We start from the raw sequence: 18,907 nt of genomic DNA, 5'->3' as shown, positions 1-18,907 counted from the left end.
TGAATGACAAAAGATGGCAAAAAAATGCGTACTTTAATTAATGATGGGGTGTTTATCATTGTTTAGAAAGCAGAACCTTAAATGGTTAGGTGTTTTAGCTACGATTATTATGACTTTTGTTCAATTGGGTGGCGCCCTCGTAACTAAAACAGGATCAGAAGATGGTTGTGGATCATCATGGCCATTATGTAATGGTGCACTTCTTCCTCAAAATTTACCAATTCAGACGATTATTGAATTAAGTCACAGAGCTGTATCAGGTCTATCTCTTATCGTCGTGCTTTGGTTAGTCATTACAGCATGGAAGAATATTGGATATATTAAAGAAATCAAACCACTTTCAATCATTAGTGTTGCTTTCTTACTTGTCCAAGCACTAATAGGAGCCGCAGCCGTAATATGGCAACAGAATGCTTATGTTCTTGCATTACATTTTGGTATTTCTTTAATTAGTTTTTCATCAGTATTCGTAATGACTCTAATCATATTTTCTGTTGACCAAAAATATGAAGCTGATGAATTATTTATTAAGAAGCCACTGCGTACATTAACATGGCTGATGGCAATTATTGTGTACCTTACAATTTATACTGGTGCATTAGTAAGACATACTAAGTCGAGTCTTGCTTATGGTGCATGGCCAGTGCCATTTAATGATATTGTGCCACATAATGCGCATGATTGGGTACAATTCGCCCATAGAGGTATGGCATTTATCACATTTATGTGGATTATGTTCACATTTATTCATGCTATTAAAAATTATTCTGACAATCGCACAGTACGTTATGGTTATACTGCTGCATTTATTTTAGTTATTTTACAAGTTATTACAGGTGCGCTATCTGTTATAACAAATGTAAATTTAATTATTGCATTATTCCATGCATTATTTATCACATATTTATTCGGAATGATTGCCTACTTCATCTTATTGATGTTAAGAACAACACGTAGTATGAAATAGTATTACTATAAATTTTAACCTTCATTTCTAGGTTAAATGGAAAATACAACTTCATTTGCTACCCGCGCCCTTCAAGGATAATGAGTATAAGTTTACCTTGAAGGGCGCGTTCTGTATACCCACACATACGTCATACATTATTGCCAGCGTATATAAAAGCCCGCCCGATTGTGTAAACTTTTAATCATCACACAATCGGGCGGGTTTCGCATATTATGATAGCTTTTCTATTTCAATAAGTAGATCGCCGGTTGCAATGGCATCACCACTTACTACAGTAACTTGTTTAATTACACCATCAAATGGTGCTTGTATAGTAGTTTCCATCTTCATAGCTTCAGTAATCAACAATGGTTGATTTGCTTTAACTTCATCACCTACAGCAACTTTAACCTCAGTGACAGATCCAGGCATTTGAGCTCCTATATGGCTAGGATTAGTTTTATCAGCTTTAGGTTTCACATTAGCATTTGTCTTCACATTTTCGTCTTTAATATAAATTCGACGTGCTTGACCATTCATAGCATAATAAATTGTACGATTACCATTTTCATCAGGTTCACTAATTGTTTCGAGTTTAATTATTAAACGTTTACCCGTATCAATTTCTATTTCAACGGTTTCACCATTACGCATACCAAACAAGAAGGTCGGTGTATCAAGTAATGATAGATCACCATATTGCTCTTTAGTTTGAATATATTGGTTATACACTTTCGGATATAGGACATAGCTTATAACATCTTGTTCTGTCACTTCACCCTGTTGCTTTTCAGCTAACTCTTCACGAATCTCGTCAAAGTCAACAGGCTCTAAATATTCTCCAGGTCTCTCAGTAAGTGGTTGTTGACCTTTGAGAATAACTTCTTGTAATTTTCGATTAAACCCATTTACTGGCTGACCAATTTCACCTTTAAAGAATGAAACCACTGATTCAGGAAAATCAAGTTTATACCCATCGCTAAGTACTGATGATTCATCTAAATCATTCTGAACCATGTAGAGCGCCATATCTCCCACTACTTTAGAAGATGGTGTTACCTTAACTATATCACCAAATAAGAAATTCACTCTACGATACATATCTTTTACTTCGTCAAAGCGCCCACCTAAACCTAAACTTTTAGCTTGTTGACTTAAATTAGAGTACTGACCTCCAGGCATTTCGTGTTGATATATTTCAGTATTAGGTGATTTAATATCACTTTCAAAGTCAGCATAGTAAGGACGAACAGTAGCCCAGTAATGACTTAATTCTTCTAAACCTTCAATATCAGTTCTTAAGTTGCGTGGGAAACCATTGAGTGCATAATATAAAGAATTCGCACTAGGCTGACTTGTCAATCCACTCATTGAAGCAACAGCTGTGTCTATGATATCTACACCTGCGTCAATAGCTTGTTTATAAGTTAGCAAACCATTTCCACTTGTATCATGTGTATGGAGATGAATTGGTAAATTAACTGCTGCACGTAATTCACCGATTAATTCATTTGCTGCTTTTGGTTTCAGCAGTCCAGCCATGTCTTTAATTGCTAAAATATGGAATCCTTCTCTTTCTAATTCTTTAGCCATTTTCACGTAGTAATCTAATGTATAGATATTAGAACGTTCGACATTTAAAATATCGCCTGTGTAACAAATTGCACCTTCAGATATTTTACCTGCTTCTTGCACGGCTTCATTAGCAATTTTCATTTGATCGACCCAGTTTAATGAATCGAAGATACGGAAGACATCTACACCTGCGTTAGCACTCTCATGTACAAATTTCTTAATTACATTATCAGGATAATTTTTGTAACCAACTGCGTTAGATGCACGTAATAACATTTGGAACAAGACATTAGGTATTGCTTTACGCAATCTTTCTAAACGTTCCCAAGGATTCTCTTTTAAGAAATTATATGCCACATCAAAGGTTGCGCCACCCCACATTTCTAATGAAAAGCTATCTTTAAATACTTCAGCAGTTTTAGATGCAATATTCATCATGTCTTTCGTTCTTACACGAGTAGCTAATAATGACTGATGCGCATCTCTGAATGTGGTATCTGTAATGAGTACGTCTTCCTGTTCTCGTACCCAATCAGCAAGCCCCCTAGGTCCTTGGTCATCTAAAATTTGTTTCGTTCCAGATAATTGATTAATACGATCTTGAGATACTCTCGGGATTGATGTTGATTCGTAATCTGGTTTAGGACGCTGTTCCACATTAGGGAAGCCATTTATAGTTACATTCCCAATATATTCTAGTGTCTTAGTACCTCTATCAAGTGTAGGTGCAATATCGAATAATTCTGGTGTTTCTTCTATAAATTTAGTTGTATAATCTCCACTTCTAAATTTATCATTTCGCATCACGTTGATTAAAAACGGAATGTTGGTTTTAACTCCACGTATACGCATTTCTCGTAGTGAACGTTCCATTTTTTCTTCAGCTTGTTTATAAGAAAACGCATGTGTAGATAATTTAACCAATAGAGAATCATAATATGGTGAGATTTCAGCTCCTTGGAAACCATCGCCAGCATCCAATCTAACTCCAAATCCACCGCTCGAACGGTATGCGATGATTGTTCCTGAATCTGGCATAAAATCATTCAATGGGTCTTCAGTAGTAATACGACATTGAATCGCATATCCAAGCGTTTGAATATCTTGTTGTTTTGGCATAGCAATTCTATCACCAAAAAGTGACTCGCCATCAGCCACTAAAATTTGAGTTTTAACAATATCTATACCTGTGATCATCTCAGTAATTGTATGTTCAACTTGTACACGTGGATTGACTTCAATAAAGAAGAATTCATCACCTGAGACTAAAAATTCAACTGTTCCGGCATTTACGTATTTAATATTCTCCATCAACTGAATAGCTGCTTCACAAATACGTTCTCTTAAACTGTTTGATAATCCTACTGAAGGCGCAACTTCAACAACTTTCTGATGGCGTCGTTGTACCGAACAATCTCTTTCATACAAATGTATAATATTGCCTAGTTCATCACCAATAACTTGTACTTCAATATGTTTAGGATTATCAATATATCTTTCAATATAAACTTCGCTATTGCCAAAAGACTTTTCAGCTTCTGATTTAGCACGGTGGAAAGCATCTTCAAGTTCACTTTCTTCACGTACAATACGCATACCTTTACCGCCTCCACCACTAGTTGCTTTAATCATTAGTGGAAAGCCAGCTTCTTCTGCGAATTGTTTGGCTGCTTCAAAACTTTCAATAGGCCCATCTGTACCTGGAATAACAGGCAAATCGGCTTTAATAGCAGTTGTTCTCGCTTTGACCTTATCTCCAAACATATCTAAATGTTCAAGATGGGGACCTATAAATTTAATATTTTCTTCCGCACAACGACGTGCGAACTGTTCATTTTCACTTAGAAAACCATATCCAGGATGAATCGCATCTACACCTGCACGTTTCGCTACCTCGATGATGCGTTCAATGTTTAAATAACTTTCAGCAGGTCCTAAATCACTACCAACTAAGTAAGATTCGTCTGCCTTATATCTATGTAATGAACTTTTATCTTCATTAGAATATATTGCTACTGTATTGATATTTAACTCTGCTGCTGCTCTAAAAATCCTGATGGCAATTTCACCACGGTTAGCAACAAGTAACTTCTTTATATGTTTCAAAAGCGAAGACACCCCTCGTATTTTTTGAATTTTCTAACTAATTAGATAATAAGATTTTATCTTAAATGATTGAATAATTCTATAGTAATTTACAAAGTTAAAGATAATTTAATTTTTTGTAACACTTTACAATGCAACAAAATGATCATGAAATTTCTCTACACTATCAAATCTATAACTTCAGATAATCTTATTATTATCGATAACATAATTTTATCATTAATAGTACATATGTGCTAGTTTAGAATAAATGCTTTACATTATTTTAATTTTTAAAATAATAAAAAAGACAATCTATAGTAGCTTGATCTCAACTTCTTGAAAATCATTTAACTATAGATTGTCTTTAATAACTTATTTAATTATAACGGCGTTTCATATCGATTTTACGTTGCTTTTGGCGTTTATCATCTTGTTTGATTTGTTTAGCAGTAATTAATAAAAGACCCATGGCAATACTCAAACTAATCATTGCTGAACCACCAAAACTAATAAATGGTAACGGTACACCTGTTAATGGGATTGTAGCTGAAATACCACCGATATTAACAAATGTTTGGCTTCCTATATAACTTGCGATACCGACGCAAACTAATTTGTAAAAATAAGAATTTGTTTTATTAGCTAATTGGAATGCTCGATATACAATGAAATATTCTAAAATAATTACTAATAAGCCACCCACTAAACCTAACTCTTCGCATATCACCGCAAAGATAAAATCAGTATGAGGTTCTGGCAAGTAACCCAATTTCATTATACTGTTACCTAATCCACGTCCAAATAGCCCACCATTACCTATCGCCATTAAGGAATTAGAAATATGATACCCTGTTCCTGATTCTTGTCCAAATGGATTTGTTAACGTACTAAAACGTGCTTCTAAATAACTAGGAACCATATGTAGTATCAACATAAACGATGCAATAATAACAAATCCTAAAGCTACTAATAATCCCCACTTCAACATATTCTGAACACCAATACCAGAATAGAAAATAATTGAGAAGAAGATGATTAGTATTAACATCGTTTGCCCAACGTCCTTTTGGAAAAGAACAAGAACCAGACACGTTACTACGAATAGAATTGGACCTAAGATTAACTTGATGTTCTGTCTTACTGCAGGCATTTTCTTTTCAATCATAAATGGTATGTAAAGAATGATGGCAATTTTTAGTAACTCTGATGCTTGTAGATTCATAAAACCTAAATTAATCCAACTCTTGGAACCATTGATATTTTTACCAATAACTAAAGTCAGTAATAGTAGTACGAAAATACCAATCATCATTCCTTTTTGAACATTAGGCTTCTTTAGGACTTTTACATTCATAATAAATGCCATAAAAAAGACTATAGCGAAACTCATAATAACGTATAAAAGTTGTCTATTATAAAAGTAAGTTCCTGCAACGGCTACACCACCAGTTAAAGTACCTTTAGTTGCAGCTACCATACTTGCGCTGTATACCATTACTAATCCAATCAAACACAGGAGTACGTATGTAATTAATAATGGATAATCGATAAATTTAGAAGTTTTTCCAATATACCGCATTATATTTTTAAAATTATTCATATACTAGATCATCCAATTCTAAATTTTTAAAGTTAATCACTTCGTTGACTTAATTCATTTATCTTCACTTTTTAAAAAGCTGTCTTACCTATTATATACTTGAACCCTTCAATTAAACAAATATTATTAGGTTAAGCATCAACTTATTTTATAGGATAAGCCTGAAACAAAAATGACTGAGAAAGATATCACGTTCAGATATCATCTCAGTCACTCATACGATGACGTATATGTACGATTAAGTCTATACGTTGTCGTAAATATATATGTTATTAACGCATTCATATTGACACTTTAAATACGTGCGTTATGCTAAATCTATTGGAAGTAAAACATTAAACATTTGTGAAAGCTTCATGTAATTTAGAAAGTTCTTTTTCTAATCTTAACATTAATTGCTTACCATCTTCTTTATCAACTAAACCAAGTTGAACAGCGAAATCAACCTCTTTTTGAAGGCCAAACATTTGAGTATCTAACACTTCTTCATAAAGCGGACAAGAAGGTAAAGTTAAGTTATCCATCTGAACTTTAATAAGATGTAAGATTCTATCAGCATCTTTATTCAACTGGTCATATGCCGCATTATTTAATTTCGATTGGTTAGCCATGACATACTCCCCCTATCATTTCAATTAATATCTTCACATTAGAAGTTTATCTTAATAGGTATTAAAAAGCAAGTGAATTTAAATTAAGTCACTATCATTTTATGTTAAAATAATTAAAGATAAAAAATGAGGGAGTGGGCATATATGATCCAAATTAAGGGTGCAGTTAAGTTTCCTATCTCTTTGGATAGTACAACTTGGATTTTCGATGACAGAAAAGTGAGTATCGATGATTTAGAACGTGGGGTTTTCGACGGTACTAGACCTGTTAACTTCGAAGATAACACTGAATGGAATCGAGCTATTTTAGAAGGACAAACCAATCCACCTACACTTGATTCAGAAATTAAATATAAAAAGCGTTCAGTTTTAGAAGGATCTTTCGTCATTAATATGACACCATTTTTCAAAAATGCTGAACCACACGATAAAGCAACAGCAATAAAACTTTATAATGATAATGATGCTATCGAAATACCAATTGAATTATTACCTTATTTATTCTTCCAATTCGCGAAAGATGGCAAACGATTATATAGCGACAATGCCGTTGATAGCTTTGTTTATGTGCCAGAGGATGGGTATACATATGAATTCAAATATGTAACTCATATAGAGGTGATTTAATGTGCTAGAAGTTCAATGTATCATTTGTGATACAAAAGTGTTTATTGATGAACAAACAGTTGAGGCTAAACGCTTAAGAAACAATCCTATTCGCACCTTTATGTGCGATGATTGTAAAAGTCGTTTAGATACACCTAAACAACGCAAACCACAAGTGATGGAAGACATTTCTAAAACAGAAAATCATTCAATCGATAAAGATGAATTATAAAAAAAGGTGCGACTTAAGTTACCCATAACTTAAGCCGCACCTTTTATCTATATTATTGATCTTCTTGCATCATTTGTTTAACGCGTTTTGCTTCTTTTTCACGTGCTGATTTGTTTAAGATTTTCTTTCTTAATCTAATATTTTCTGGTGTAACTTCAACTAATTCATCGTCATTGATAAATTGTAATGCTTCTTCTAGAGTTAAAATTCTAGGACGATTCATCGTTTGAGTTTGATCTTTCGTAGCAGAGCGCACGTTAGTTTGATGCTTCGCTTTCGTAATATTAACTGTTAAGTCATTTTCACGGTTATGTTCACCAACTATCATACCTTCATAAACTTCTGTACCTGGTTCCATGAAGTTTACACCACGGTCTTCTAAGTTAATAATTGCATATGATGTAGCTTGACCTTGGTCCATTGAAATTAAAGCACCGTTACGACGCCCACCTATTTGAGCTTTAACACGAGGTCTAAATTCTTCGAAAGTATGATTAATAATACCATAACCACGTGTCATAGACATAAATTCTGTAGTATAACCAATCATACCACGTGCTGGTACCATAAAGATAAGACGCGTAAGACCATTATCAGTAGTCATCATATCTAACATTTCACCTTTACGTGCACCTAGAGATTCAATTACTGCACCAGCGTTTTCAGAAGGTACCTCACATTGTACACGTTCAAATGGTTCGCTTAACACGCCGTCGATTTCTCTTAAAATAACTTGAGGTTTAGAAACTTGTAATTCAAAACCTTCACGTCTCATATTTTCAATTAAGATTGAAAGGTGTAACTCACCGCGTCCAGCTACAATCCAAGCATCTGGTTGGTCTGTTGGAGTAACTTTTAATGAAACGTCTGTTTCAAGTTGTTGCTCTAATCTTTCTTGAATTTGACGTGCAGTGACATAGTCACCTTCTCGACCAGCAAATGGTGAATTATTTACTCGGAAAGTCATTTCAAGTGTTGGTTCGTCAATACGTAACACAGGTAACGCTTCTTGATGATCATGAGGTGTCACAGTTTCACCAACATTGATATCTTCCATTCCTGACACAGCGATTAAGTCTCCAGCTTGTGCTTCTTCAATTTCTTCACGTTTTAAACCAAAGTAACCAAATATTTTAGTTACTCGGAAATTCTTGATTGAGCCATCTAACTTGATTAATGATACGTTATCTCCAACACGCATTTTACCTCTAAATACGCGCCCAACTCCAATACGTCCAACATAGTCGTTATAATCTAATAATGCGACTTGGAATTGTAACGGTTCATCTTGATTATCAATTGGTGCGGGAACATAATCAATTATTGTTTCAAATAATGATTGCATGTTTTCATCTTGCTTATCTGATTCAAGGCTTGCTGTACCGTTTACCGCTGAAGCATAAACAACAGGGAAATCTAACTGTTCATCATTTGCTTCTAATTCTATAAATAAGTCTAATACTTCATCTACTACGCCTTCAGGACGTGCAGCTGGTTTATCAATTTTATTTACAACTACTACTGGTTTTAAATTTTGTTCTAATGCTTTTTTAAGAACAAAACGAGTTTGTGGCATTGTACCTTCATATGCATCAACTACAAGAACAACACCATCAACCATTTTCATAATACGTTCAACTTCCCCACCGAAATCGGCATGGCCAGGTGTGTCTAAGATATTAATACGTGTGCCTTTATAATCAATTGCTGTATTTTTAGCAAGAATCGTAATACCACGTTCTCTTTCTAAATCGTTTGAATCCATTGCACGTTCGTCTACATGTTCATTTTCTCTGAAAATACCAGACTGTTTAAGCAACTCATCTACTAAAGTTGTTTTACCATGGTCAACGTGCGCAATAATCGCTATATTACGAACATCTTCTCTTAAATTAGTCATTTTATAAATTTCCTTTCTTGAGTAAACTCCCACTTTTAATTACAACTGTTTTATTATATCATATATTAGTGAAAAGATAAGTAAAAGGTGGGGTATGGGATGCAACAAAAAAAATCAAAAGGCATCTTCTGGATATTCTCTATTTTAGCAGTCATTTTCTTAGTATCTTTTAGTTTTGCATTAGGTGCTGCTAATGTTCCATGGATGATTTTAACATTTATATTACTCATTGCAACATTTGGCGTTGGTTTCACTGTTAAAAAGAAATACAGAGAAAACAACTGGCTGTAACATAGACATCTAACATTATAATGTTAGATCAACAAGTTAAAGCAGAGACGATTCAATGTCGTCTCTGCTTTTATTTTTCTCGTTTTCTACCAAATCGCTGTTCATGATGTTTAGCAATCGTCTCTTCAAATTCACTTAAATAGTTATTAAGGATCTCTCGATGAAGTTTTGCGTTAGCCATTAAAATAGAATTAGGGTGGTTCATTTCAAGTCTGTCCCCTAATAAGTTACTACCTACGCCTCCCACTTCATTCAATATCATTAAGCCTCCAGCAAAATCCCATGGTTGTAATCTTGGTGTAAGGTACGCAGCAAGTTGACCTTTAGCCACACTTATAATTTCTAATGCAGCACTACCATAAGCTCTTGCACTTCTAGCGTCCTCTACTATTGGTGCGAACACTTTTCCCATTATTGGTTTAGTTAACCAGTTAGGATTTATACCAATGATACTTGTTTTAAGTTCGGAATCTTCTAGTGGCTTTAATTGATGGCTATTTTCAAAGGCACCTTCACCAACTTTAGTGTGGTATAGAACGTCTCTCATTACATCATATACGAACCCAGCGTACGGTTTACCATCATGGTAAATACCAATTGATATCGCAAAATTTTCTTTTTGATGAACGAAGTTTAGCGTACCGTCTATGGGATCTATGACCCAAATGATGCCTTGTGTATCTTTTAAATTATGTCCGTGCCCTTCTTCACCTATAACTCGGTGTTCAGGATAATTGTGATGAATCGTTTCATAAAGATAATTTTCAGTAGCCTTATCAACATTCGTGACTAAATCATTCGGATTAGATTTCATTTCTATATCCAGATCATCTTTCATCATATGACGAACTTTATTACCAGCCTCTAGTATTATTCCCTTTGCAAAATCATATAATGCCATCGTATCATCTCCTATTACTTACCATTATACATGATGTCATCTTCAAAATTATATTAATACACATAGATTTACCTTATTTTAAAGAATTCAAACGCCTAATTAACAAGCTTATACTTTAGGTTAGAAATCCTTAACTATGCTACAATATATGTAATCAATTATTAGGAGGCATAAAATGACTCAATATACATTTGCTCCAAAAGATTTTAAAGCTTTCGATGTCGAAGGTCTAGACAATCGTATGGAAGCACTCAATGAATATGTTAGACCTCAATTAAATAATTTAGGAACATACTTTGCAGATTATTTTAGTACTCAAACTGGCGAAGAGTTCTACCCTCATGTAGCTAAACATGCGCGTCGTAGTGTTAATCCACCTAAAGATACGTGGGTAGCATTTGCTCCTAATAAACGTGGATATAAGATGTTACCACATTTTCAAATTGGATTATTTAGAGACCAATTATTTGTAATGTTCGGCGTAATGCATGAGGCTAAAAATAAAGCCAATCAGATGAAAGTCTTTAAAAAGCATTTCGATAAAATTAAAGACTTACCTGAAGACTATAGTGTTTGCTTAGATCATATGAAACCTGAAAAGACACTTATTAAAGATATGAACGATGACGATCTTCACAAAGCTATTGATCGCGCAATTAATGTTAAGAAAGGTGAATTTTTCATAGCACGAGAAATTCAGCCTTCTGATCAAAGATTAAAAAGTGATAAAGCCTTTCTACAGTTTATTGAAGAAACATTTGATGCGTTTTTAAGATTTTACCAATAATACATCTTCATTTTTAAGCTTGAATGGAATGATTACAATTCTATTCAAGCTTTTTTATAGTCGCACAATATTTTTAGGTTGACCTAACTTTTTGTTTAGGTTAATATATTTTCATAAGATTTTAGGAGTGATATGATTGAAGTTAAAAGACGACAACTATGAACAACAACAAAGTTTAGACGAAATAAATAATACTATTCATTTTGACCATAAAAGTAGTGCAAGTCAGAAGTTTTTAGCATTTTTAGGTCCTGGTTTACTCGTGGCAGTAGGTTATATGGACCCCGGCAACTGGATTACATCCATGCAGGGTGGCGCACAATATGGCTATACCTTGCTATTCGTGATTTTAATCTCAAGTTTAGCAGCAATGTTATTACAAAGTATGACGGTTAGATTAGGAATAGCAACCGGTAAAGATCTTGCGCAAATGACACGTCATTTTTTAAGTAAACCTGTAGCTATCATATTTTGGATTATCGCTGAATTAGCCATCATAGCTACTGACATCGCAGAAGTTATTGGTAGTGCTATCGCGTTAGACTTAATTTTTGGTATTCCATTAATTGTCGGCGCCTTAATTACCGTATTCGACGTTTTCTTATTGTTATTCATTATGCGCTTCGGTTTCAGAAAAATTGAAGCCATCGTTGGAACATTGATATTTACTGTATTAGCGATATTTGTATTTGAAGTTTTTATATCTTCTCCACAATTAACTGATATATTGAATGGCTTTGTACCACATAAAGAAATTATTACTAATCAAGGCATTTTATATATTGCTTTAGGTATTATTGGAGCGACAATCATGCCTCACAATTTATATCTACATTCTTCAATTGTTCAATCACGTAAATATGATCGACATGACAATGAAGAGAAAGCTCAAGCAATTAAGTACGCTACAATTGATTCAAACCTTCAATTATCTATAGCTTTTGTAGTTAATTGTTTATTATTAACTTTAGGTGCAGCTCTATTTTTTGGAACTAAAACAAATGATTTAGGTGGTTTCTACGATTTATATCATGCCTTAAAAACTGAACCCGTATTAGGCGCAACTTTAGGCGGCGTGATGAGTACACTATTTGCAGTAGCTTTATTAGCTTCTGGACAAAATTCTACTATTACAGGTACTTTGGCTGGTCAAATTGTGATGGAAGGATTTTTACGATTATCAATTCCTAACTGGTTACGTCGTTTGATTACTCGAGCGCTTGCAGTCATCCCAGTTATCATTTGTTTAATTATCTTTAAAGGCAACTCTGAAAAAATTGAACAACTTCTTGTATTTTCACAAGTATTTCTAAGTATCGCATTACCTTTCTCATTAATACCGCTTCAACTTGCTACAAGTAATAAAAAATTAATGGGACCTTTTATTAATAAAACGTGGGTTAATATTATTTCATGGATGCTAATTGTCATTCTAAGTGGATTAAATGTTTACTTAATCATTCAAACGTTCCAAGAATTATAAAAAAATTTATACAATATACTCATAAAAAGAAGCACAAAGATGAATCAATTAAAAATCATCTTTGTGCTTTTTTAGTAGATTAAGTATGTCGAATAATTTACATCTTTAAATAAATTACTTTAAAATTTCTACCCTTTTTAATCCTAATAAATGTATGGATCATCTTTCTTGTGATTTTTTAGTTCTTTGTCTGGATCCCATTCTTCATTATGTGATTGTTTGTTTTCATGATAATTATCGTTAAATTGTTCTCTATTATGAGATTGATTATAGTGTGTATGATTGTTGCGGTCTTTCTTTTTACTAAACAACATAATAGCAGCAATAATCCATAAAATCATTGCAATGAAATTCATAGTTATTAAACCTGTTACTGCAGCAGCTATAAGTAAGGCCCCTGCTAAATTTTTACGCCCTTTGATTGTTAAGGCTCCAAATATCCCTAATATTGTAGAGAATGCTAAAAATCCAATTGAAATCATCATTGAGGCTAACAAAATATCAGAGGATACATTTTGATTATTGCCATACATTTGTTTCATTATATCTTTATATTGTTGTTGATTTTGACCACTTTTCATTACTAAAAGTGATAAACAAGTTAATAATAAATATATAATACTTAAACCATTAGCTATCCATGCTAAGATAGTTTCTGTTTTTCTATTCATATTAGGCTACACTCCTCTTAGTTACATTCTTAAAACAATAATACTAAAAATTAGAACTTATAGCGAACACATAAAAAAAAGTGATTGACTTTTCATTCTAAGTCAATCACTTATATAGTGTTATTTATTTTCCGTGTCGTCTTTGTGTTCAACTTGGTTCTCTTGATTATCTTCTTGAGGTTTTTCACCTTGGAACATTTGACGACGTTCCTCGTAATTCATTCTCCGTTGATTGACTGCACTAGGTTGATTCTTTCTTCTTTCTTTCATGCGTTTATTATAAGCTTTTTTCTTTTCTCTTTTCTTCGCACGAATTTCAGCTTTTTCTTTCTTGCGTTGAGCCTTAAGTTCTCTAGGATCAACTTGAGGTTCTTGTGGCTCTTGGTTGTAAGCATAACCATCCTCATAACCGTAACTATCATCTTCATTTTGATAATAATCTTCTTGGAATTGTTCATCACGCTTAGCTTTTTTAGATTTCTTATTGTATTTCGCCTGTCTAGACATAATCGCCGGTTCTTCTTCTTCCTGCTGAGTGGACTTGTATTCACTTTCTACAGCGCGTTTTGGAAATTGAGCATATTTATCATCTGTCTCATCATAATTATGACTCTCTGACTCATCATTCATATAAGCGTCATGTTGTTGAGGTTCATATTGGTGCTCTGCTTCATAGGCTTCTCTTTGTTGACGTTCTTTTCTGCGTTTACGACGTGTGTTTCTATATTCTTTATTATCACGTGGTTGTTCGTAATCATCGTAATAACCGTGATTGTACCCATCTTCGTAATAGTCATTATGAGAGGTAGACTGTGGTCTACGTTTATCATAGTATTCATAATTATCATAGTATGGTTGTCCATAATCATCATTATAGTATGCTGGTACGGTTTCTACCCGATCTTTTCTAGCAAACATCATGATAGCGACGATAAAGAATAAAATTGGAATAATTAATGTGACAACTAATAATACCAATGGAATCGTAACTATAGCTGCTAATAGAAATAAGAAACCTGAAAGTATTCTAATATTCATTGAAATTAAAGCTAAGAATGAAATCAATAAACAAATGATGAAGTAAACAATGATAGCCCAAACACCATTTTGTAACCATATAACAAATTGAGTTGTACTTAAATCATTGTTACCTAAAATTTGTTGAACCAACTCATTATTATTTAATGAATTTTCTAAATTAGCAATCGATGTATCATTACTAAATGATACAAGTGCAATAAACATCGTTACAATCGTTAATATGAGTAAAAATACCCAACTAAACCAACCTAGTACTTTTTCAGTTAGCCGACCGACTGGACGCTTAATTTGTGTGTATTGCTCTCCTGACATCCGCTACAACTCCTTACTTTACTATCAAATCATTATATAAGAAATATGAGTAAATAACTACTATTTATCATCAATCTATTTTAAGTTCATTTTAAAATTTAAAAAGCTTTCGTTATATTCGCTAAGTGTTTTCTGGCCTAAGTCCTTATAAACTTCCAAACGATTTTGTTCTTTTTTTGTTGGGTAAAATCTATGGTCTTCTCTAACTTCTTTAGGTAGCTTATCTCTAGCTGCTTTATTAGGCGTTGCATAGCCTACCCACTCTGTATTCTGTTTATTATTTTTCTCATCTAATAAGAAGTTCATAAATTTATATGCGCCTTCTTTATTCTGAGCAGTTTTAGGAATAACCATGTTATCAAACCAAAGATTAGATCCCTCTTTGGGAATGACATAGTTATACTTATTACTACCTTGAACTAAAGGTGCTGCCACACCACTCCAAACTACAGCGATGTTACCTTCATGTTGTTGAAGCATCATTGTTATCTCATCACCAACGACACCTCTTACTTGCGGAACTAACTTTTTCAAATCCACTTCAGCTCTTTTAATATGAGAAGAATGGTTATCATTCAAACTATAACCTAATTTGTTTAATCCCATTCCCATCATTTCTCGAGCACCATCTACTAATAAAATATCATTTTTATACTTAGATTGATACAAATCACTCCAACTATTGAAATTATCATGAGGATATTTATCTTTATTATATAAAATACCCACTGTACCAAAGAAATAAGGTAATGAATATTTATTATGAGGATCATAAGACATATTCATATAATCAGAATCAAGATTTTTGATATTGGGTATTTTAGTATGATCTAAAGGAACTAACAAATTGGAACGCTTAAGCTTTTGCACGGTGTACTCACTTGGAAATGCCACATCATAATGTGTACCCCCATTACGAATTTTGGCCTCCATGGCTTCATTTGAATCAAACGTTTCATATACAACTTGTATGCCTGTTTGTTTTTCGAACTTTTTAATCAAACTAGGATCAATGTATTCTCCCCAGTTATAAACATAAATCTTTTCTTGCGTTTGGGTGTTCTCTTTAGATTTAAACCAATGACTCATAACTAAACATAAAATACCAATAATTACTGCAGAAAAGATAAGTTGTAGAAATCGTTTCATTCACTTACACCCCGTTTCACCGTCTTTTGACGTTTAACAAAGTGTTGTATTAAATAATATCCTATGATACCTAATAAAATAACTATAAATAATATAGTCGATATAGCATTAATTTCCATACTTATACCTTTTCTAGCCATTGCATAAACTTCCACAGATAAGACACTAAATCCGTTTCCTGTTACGAAAAAGCTAACTGTAAAGTCATCTAAAGAATATGTTAAAGCCATGAAAAATCCTCCAATAATTGAAGGCATGATATTAGGTATAATGACGCTACTCAATAATTGCGATTCATTAGCTCCTAAATCTCTAGCTGCGTTCAACATGTTATCGTTCATTTCATAAAGTTGTGGTAACACAATAATCACTACGATAGGTATACAAAATGCGATATGTGATGCTAATACAGTAAAGAACCCTAAACCTAAACCAGTAAAATGTCCAATTGCGGTAAACATAATTAAAAATGATGCACCAATAACTACATCCGATGAGACCATGAGTACATTATTCAAAGTCAATAATGTTACTTTGAATTTTTTATTGCGTAAATAATATAAAGCAATCGCGCCAAACGTACCAATTACCGTAGACACTGATGCAGCTAATAGGGCGACCGCCACCGTGTTGAATATTACAGATATTAATCGATCATCTTGGAAGAGAGTACGATAATGTTCTAACGTGAAATGCTCAAAATGAATCATATTTCCAGCTGAGTTAAATGAATATATCATCAAGAAAAATATCGGTATATAAAGTATTGCTATTAAAATACCTATGTACATCTTTCCATACCATTTCACGTCGTTCACCCCTTCCCATTAGATGAGTTAGATTTAGTTAAGATTAAGATAAAGGCCATAAATATAATTAGGAATAACGCAATTGTAGAGCCCATACCGTAATTTTGAATTGTTAGAAATTGCTCTTCAATCGATGTACCTATATTAATAACTTTATTACCTGCAATCAATCGCGTAATCATGAATAGTGATAACGCAGGTATAAAAGTCACTTGAATCCCCGTCATTACTCCCTCTTTAGTTAAAGGAATGATGACCTTTCTGAAAGTAATTAACGGACTAGCACCTAAATCACTAGAAGCTTGTAATAAGTTATTAGGTATTGATTTCATACTATTGAATATAGGTAAAATCATAAATGGGATATAAATATAACTTGCAACCAATAAAAACGCTCCACTTGTGAAAAGCATATTAAATACTGGTAAGTGAAAGACATGAAGTGCTTGATTTATAATACCATCATGACTTAATAACCCTATAAAAGCATAGGTCTTCAGAAGTAAATTAATCCACGTTGGAATAATCATTACCATTAGTAATATATTCTGAAATCTAGATTGAGCAATAAAGTATGCTGCTGGATAACTGATCAATAAAGTAATGAGAGTGATTAGAAATGCATACCATATGGAATCCGCAAACATTTTAAAATAACGCAACGAAAAAATTTGTTCATAATTTGTAAAACTAAAATGACCATGCACGTCAGTGAATGAGAAATAAACAAGTAAAATTACAGGTATAATAATAAAAATAACCATCCATAATAAATATGGAACAAGTAGTAATTTATTGATATTACGCATGGTCTACATCCTCATAACTCTCTATACGCTTATCAAATTCTTCCTCAGTTTCACCAGGTACCATAATATGAATTGCTTCTGGTTCAAAGAATAGACCTACTTCACTTCCAACTTCAGCTTTCTTAGTAGATTGAATAACCCATTCGTAGCCTTTTCTATCAATACAACAAATTTCGTAATGTACACCTCTAAATAGCATTGAATCTACAGTTGCTTTAAAAAGTCCTTGTTCTTTATCAATGAGTGATATGTCTTCTGGTCTAATTACAACTTCTACTTTTTTATTTTCAGGTATCCCCATATCTACACATTCAAAGTTTTGACCATAAATATTTACTACGAAATCTTTAACCATTCTTCCTTCAACGATATTTGATTCACCAATAAAATCAGCGACGTAACGATTAACTGGTTCATCATATATATCAATAGGCGTACCAAACTGTTGAATTTTCCCATCTTTCATAACAAAGATATAATCACTTAATGCTAAAGCCTCTTCTTGATCATGGGTCACAAATATGAAAGTGATCCCTAAACGAGATTGAAGTTCACGTAACTCATATTGCATTTCCGTACGCAATTTTAAATCTAATGCAGATAATGATTCATCAAGTAAAAGTATTTCAGGTTCGTTTACTATCGCTCGAGCAATCGCTACACGTTGTTTTTGTCCCCCACTCATGCCTTCAATTTGTCGTTGTTCATAACCTTGTAACTTCACTAGTTTTAAAGCTTCTATCACCTTTTCATCTATCTCAGACTTGCTTAATTTTTTTAATTTTAAGCCATAGGCAATATTGTCATAAACGTTAAGATGTGGAAAGAGCGCATAATCTTGGAATACTGTATTTACTTTACGTTTATTTGGGGGTAACTTTCCGATAGGTTTATTTTGGTATATCACTTCTCCACTGTCAGGATACTCGAACCCAGCAATCAACTTTAATATTGTTGTTTTTCCACAGCCAGAAGGTCCTAATAATGTATAAAAATAACCTGATTCAATATCTAAATCAATTTCATCTAAAATTTGTACATCATCAAAGCCTTTGCTTACAGATTTGAATGAAAGTAACGGATTCATAAACAT

General features: G+C 33.2%; 17 protein-coding genes. 6 read left to right on the top strand and 11 right to left on the bottom strand.

Annotation, left to right across the window (positions count from 1 at the left end; translation table 11 throughout):
- The first annotated feature begins 58 nt into the window (after positions 1 to 58).
- The gene (locus tag HMPREF2642_RS07970) at positions 59 to 967 is read left to right on the top strand and encodes a COX15/CtaA family protein (RefSeq protein WP_002435308.1); all 909 of its coding nucleotides are present in this window, start codon (positions 59 to 61) and stop codon (positions 965 to 967) included.
- A gap of 213 nt (positions 968 to 1,180) precedes the next feature.
- Here HMPREF2642_RS07970 and HMPREF2642_RS07965 read toward each other — a convergent pair whose 3' ends face one another.
- The 3 genes from HMPREF2642_RS07965 to HMPREF2642_RS07955 form a co-directional block, all read right to left on the bottom strand.
- Entirely contained in the window at positions 1,181 to 4,630 is a 3,450-nt protein-coding gene (locus tag HMPREF2642_RS07965; RefSeq protein WP_070597772.1) for a pyruvate carboxylase, read from the bottom strand.
- A gap of 358 nt (positions 4,631 to 4,988) precedes the next feature.
- Positions 4,989 to 6,212: a cell division peptidoglycan polymerase FtsW gene (ftsW, locus tag HMPREF2642_RS07960; protein WP_002435326.1), complete on the bottom strand. Its 1,224-nt coding sequence runs from the start codon at positions 6,210 to 6,212 to the stop codon at positions 4,989 to 4,991.
- A gap of 335 nt (positions 6,213 to 6,547) precedes the next feature.
- Complete coding sequence (locus HMPREF2642_RS07955) at positions 6,548 to 6,823, bottom strand: Fpa/YlaN family protein (protein WP_002435383.1); 276 nt, start codon at positions 6,821 to 6,823, stop codon at positions 6,548 to 6,550.
- 144 nt (positions 6,824 to 6,967) lie between these two features.
- On the opposite strand from HMPREF2642_RS07955, the gene HMPREF2642_RS07950 reads away from it, so the two are divergent.
- Positions 6,968 to 7,450: a hypothetical protein gene (locus tag HMPREF2642_RS07950; RefSeq protein ID WP_023350458.1), complete on the top strand. Its 483-nt coding sequence runs from the start codon at positions 6,968 to 6,970 to the stop codon at positions 7,448 to 7,450.
- A 1-nt stretch (position 7,451) separates the two neighbouring features.
- Positions 7,452 to 7,661: a DUF2197 domain-containing protein gene (locus tag HMPREF2642_RS07945; RefSeq protein WP_030065216.1), complete on the top strand. Its 210-nt coding sequence runs from the start codon at positions 7,452 to 7,454 to the stop codon at positions 7,659 to 7,661.
- A 52-nt stretch (positions 7,662 to 7,713) separates the two neighbouring features.
- On the opposite strand, the gene typA is transcribed toward HMPREF2642_RS07945, so the two are convergent.
- Positions 7,714 to 9,561, bottom strand: a complete 1,848-nt coding sequence (gene typA, locus HMPREF2642_RS07940; protein WP_030065215.1) for a translational GTPase TypA — start codon at positions 9,559 to 9,561, stop codon at positions 7,714 to 7,716.
- Positions 9,562 to 9,660: 99 nt separating this feature from the next.
- Between typA and HMPREF2642_RS07935 the strand changes: the two genes are divergently transcribed.
- Positions 9,661 to 9,852, top strand: coding sequence for a DUF5325 family protein (locus tag HMPREF2642_RS07935; RefSeq protein WP_002435391.1), 192 nt, complete (start codon positions 9,661 to 9,663; stop codon positions 9,850 to 9,852).
- Between the two features lie 70 nt (positions 9,853 to 9,922).
- On the opposite strand, the gene HMPREF2642_RS07930 is transcribed toward HMPREF2642_RS07935, so the two are convergent.
- On the bottom strand, positions 9,923 to 10,753 hold the full coding sequence (locus tag HMPREF2642_RS07930; RefSeq protein WP_002435395.1) for an inositol monophosphatase family protein: 831 nt from the start codon (positions 10,751 to 10,753) through the stop codon (positions 9,923 to 9,925).
- Between the two features lie 175 nt (positions 10,754 to 10,928).
- Here HMPREF2642_RS07930 and HMPREF2642_RS07925 point away from each other — a divergent pair, with 175 nt between their 5' ends.
- Positions 10,929 to 11,540: a YktB family protein gene (locus HMPREF2642_RS07925; RefSeq protein WP_002435449.1), complete on the top strand. Its 612-nt coding sequence runs from the start codon at positions 10,929 to 10,931 to the stop codon at positions 11,538 to 11,540.
- A 136-nt stretch (positions 11,541 to 11,676) separates the two neighbouring features.
- Positions 11,677 to 13,023 (top strand): Nramp family divalent metal transporter, encoded by a 1,347-nt coding sequence (locus HMPREF2642_RS07920; RefSeq protein ID WP_070597771.1) that lies wholly within the window; start codon positions 11,677 to 11,679, stop codon positions 13,021 to 13,023.
- A gap of 143 nt (positions 13,024 to 13,166) precedes the next feature.
- Here the strand turns inward: HMPREF2642_RS07920 and HMPREF2642_RS07915 are convergent, their stop codons facing one another.
- From HMPREF2642_RS07915 to HMPREF2642_RS07890, 6 genes are all read right to left on the bottom strand, one after another.
- On the bottom strand, positions 13,167 to 13,694 hold the full coding sequence (locus HMPREF2642_RS07915) for a DUF4064 domain-containing protein (RefSeq protein ID WP_030065209.1): 528 nt from the start codon (positions 13,692 to 13,694) through the stop codon (positions 13,167 to 13,169).
- A gap of 120 nt (positions 13,695 to 13,814) precedes the next feature.
- Positions 13,815 to 15,047 (bottom strand): lipoteichoic acid stability factor AuxB, encoded by a 1,233-nt coding sequence (gene auxB, locus HMPREF2642_RS07910; RefSeq protein ID WP_030065207.1) that lies wholly within the window; start codon positions 15,045 to 15,047, stop codon positions 13,815 to 13,817.
- Between the two features lie 75 nt (positions 15,048 to 15,122).
- Entirely contained in the window at positions 15,123 to 16,196 is a 1,074-nt protein-coding gene (locus HMPREF2642_RS07905) for an ABC transporter substrate-binding protein (RefSeq protein WP_030065205.1), read from the bottom strand.
- Positions 16,193 to 17,005: an ABC transporter permease gene (locus HMPREF2642_RS07900; protein ID WP_030065202.1), complete on the bottom strand. Its 813-nt coding sequence runs from the start codon at positions 17,003 to 17,005 to the stop codon at positions 16,193 to 16,195. The genes HMPREF2642_RS07905 and HMPREF2642_RS07900 overlap by 4 nt, the downstream gene beginning before the upstream one ends.
- A 5-nt stretch (positions 17,006 to 17,010) precedes the next feature.
- Positions 17,011 to 17,814, bottom strand: coding sequence for an ABC transporter permease (locus tag HMPREF2642_RS07895; protein WP_002435321.1), 804 nt, complete (start codon positions 17,812 to 17,814; stop codon positions 17,011 to 17,013).
- Positions 17,807 to 18,901, bottom strand: a complete 1,095-nt coding sequence (locus HMPREF2642_RS07890) for an ABC transporter ATP-binding protein (protein ID WP_037548702.1) — start codon at positions 18,899 to 18,901, stop codon at positions 17,807 to 17,809. Before HMPREF2642_RS07890 ends, HMPREF2642_RS07895 begins: the two co-directional genes overlap by 8 nt.
- Positions 18,902 to 18,907 lie beyond the last annotated feature (6 nt).

The organism is Staphylococcus sp. HMSC055A09, from assembly GCF_001809655.1.
In the GTDB taxonomy this organism is placed as follows: domain Bacteria; phylum Bacillota; class Bacilli; order Staphylococcales; family Staphylococcaceae; genus Staphylococcus; species Staphylococcus capitis.
The sequence above is the reverse complement of the archived record's forward strand: the minus strand, read 5'-3'. Positions and strand labels throughout refer to the sequence as shown.

Excerpts from the sequence above, each read along its gene's own strand:
- ftsW (WP_002435326.1), bottom strand. The coding sequence starts at position 6,212 with ATGAATAATTTTAAAAATATAATGCGGTATATTGGAAAAACTTCTAAA.
- HMPREF2642_RS07955 (WP_002435383.1), bottom strand. The coding sequence starts at position 6,823 with ATGGCTAACCAATCGAAATTAAATAATGCGGCATATGACCAGTTGAAT.
- HMPREF2642_RS07950 (WP_023350458.1), top strand. The coding sequence starts at position 6,968 with ATGATCCAAATTAAGGGTGCAGTTAAGTTTCCTATCTCTTTGGATAGT.
- typA (WP_030065215.1), bottom strand. The coding sequence starts at position 9,561 with ATGACTAATTTAAGAGAAGATGTTCGTAATATAGCGATTATTGCGCAC.
- HMPREF2642_RS07935 (WP_002435391.1), top strand. The coding sequence starts at position 9,661 with ATGCAACAAAAAAAATCAAAAGGCATCTTCTGGATATTCTCTATTTTA.
- HMPREF2642_RS07930 (WP_002435395.1), bottom strand. The coding sequence starts at position 10,753 with ATGGCATTATATGATTTTGCAAAGGGAATAATACTAGAGGCTGGTAAT.
- HMPREF2642_RS07925 (WP_002435449.1), top strand. The coding sequence starts at position 10,929 with ATGACTCAATATACATTTGCTCCAAAAGATTTTAAAGCTTTCGATGTC.
- HMPREF2642_RS07915 (WP_030065209.1), bottom strand. The coding sequence starts at position 13,694 with ATGAATAGAAAAACAGAAACTATCTTAGCATGGATAGCTAATGGTTTA.
- auxB (WP_030065207.1), bottom strand. The coding sequence starts at position 15,047 with ATGTCAGGAGAGCAATACACACAAATTAAGCGTCCAGTCGGTCGGCTA.
- HMPREF2642_RS07905 (WP_030065205.1), bottom strand. The coding sequence starts at position 16,196 with ATGAAACGATTTCTACAACTTATCTTTTCTGCAGTAATTATTGGTATT.
- HMPREF2642_RS07895 (WP_002435321.1), bottom strand. The coding sequence starts at position 17,814 with ATGCGTAATATCAATAAATTACTACTTGTTCCATATTTATTATGGATG.
- HMPREF2642_RS07890 (WP_037548702.1), bottom strand. The coding sequence starts at position 18,901 with ATGAATCCGTTACTTTCATTCAAATCTGTAAGCAAAGGCTTTGATGAT.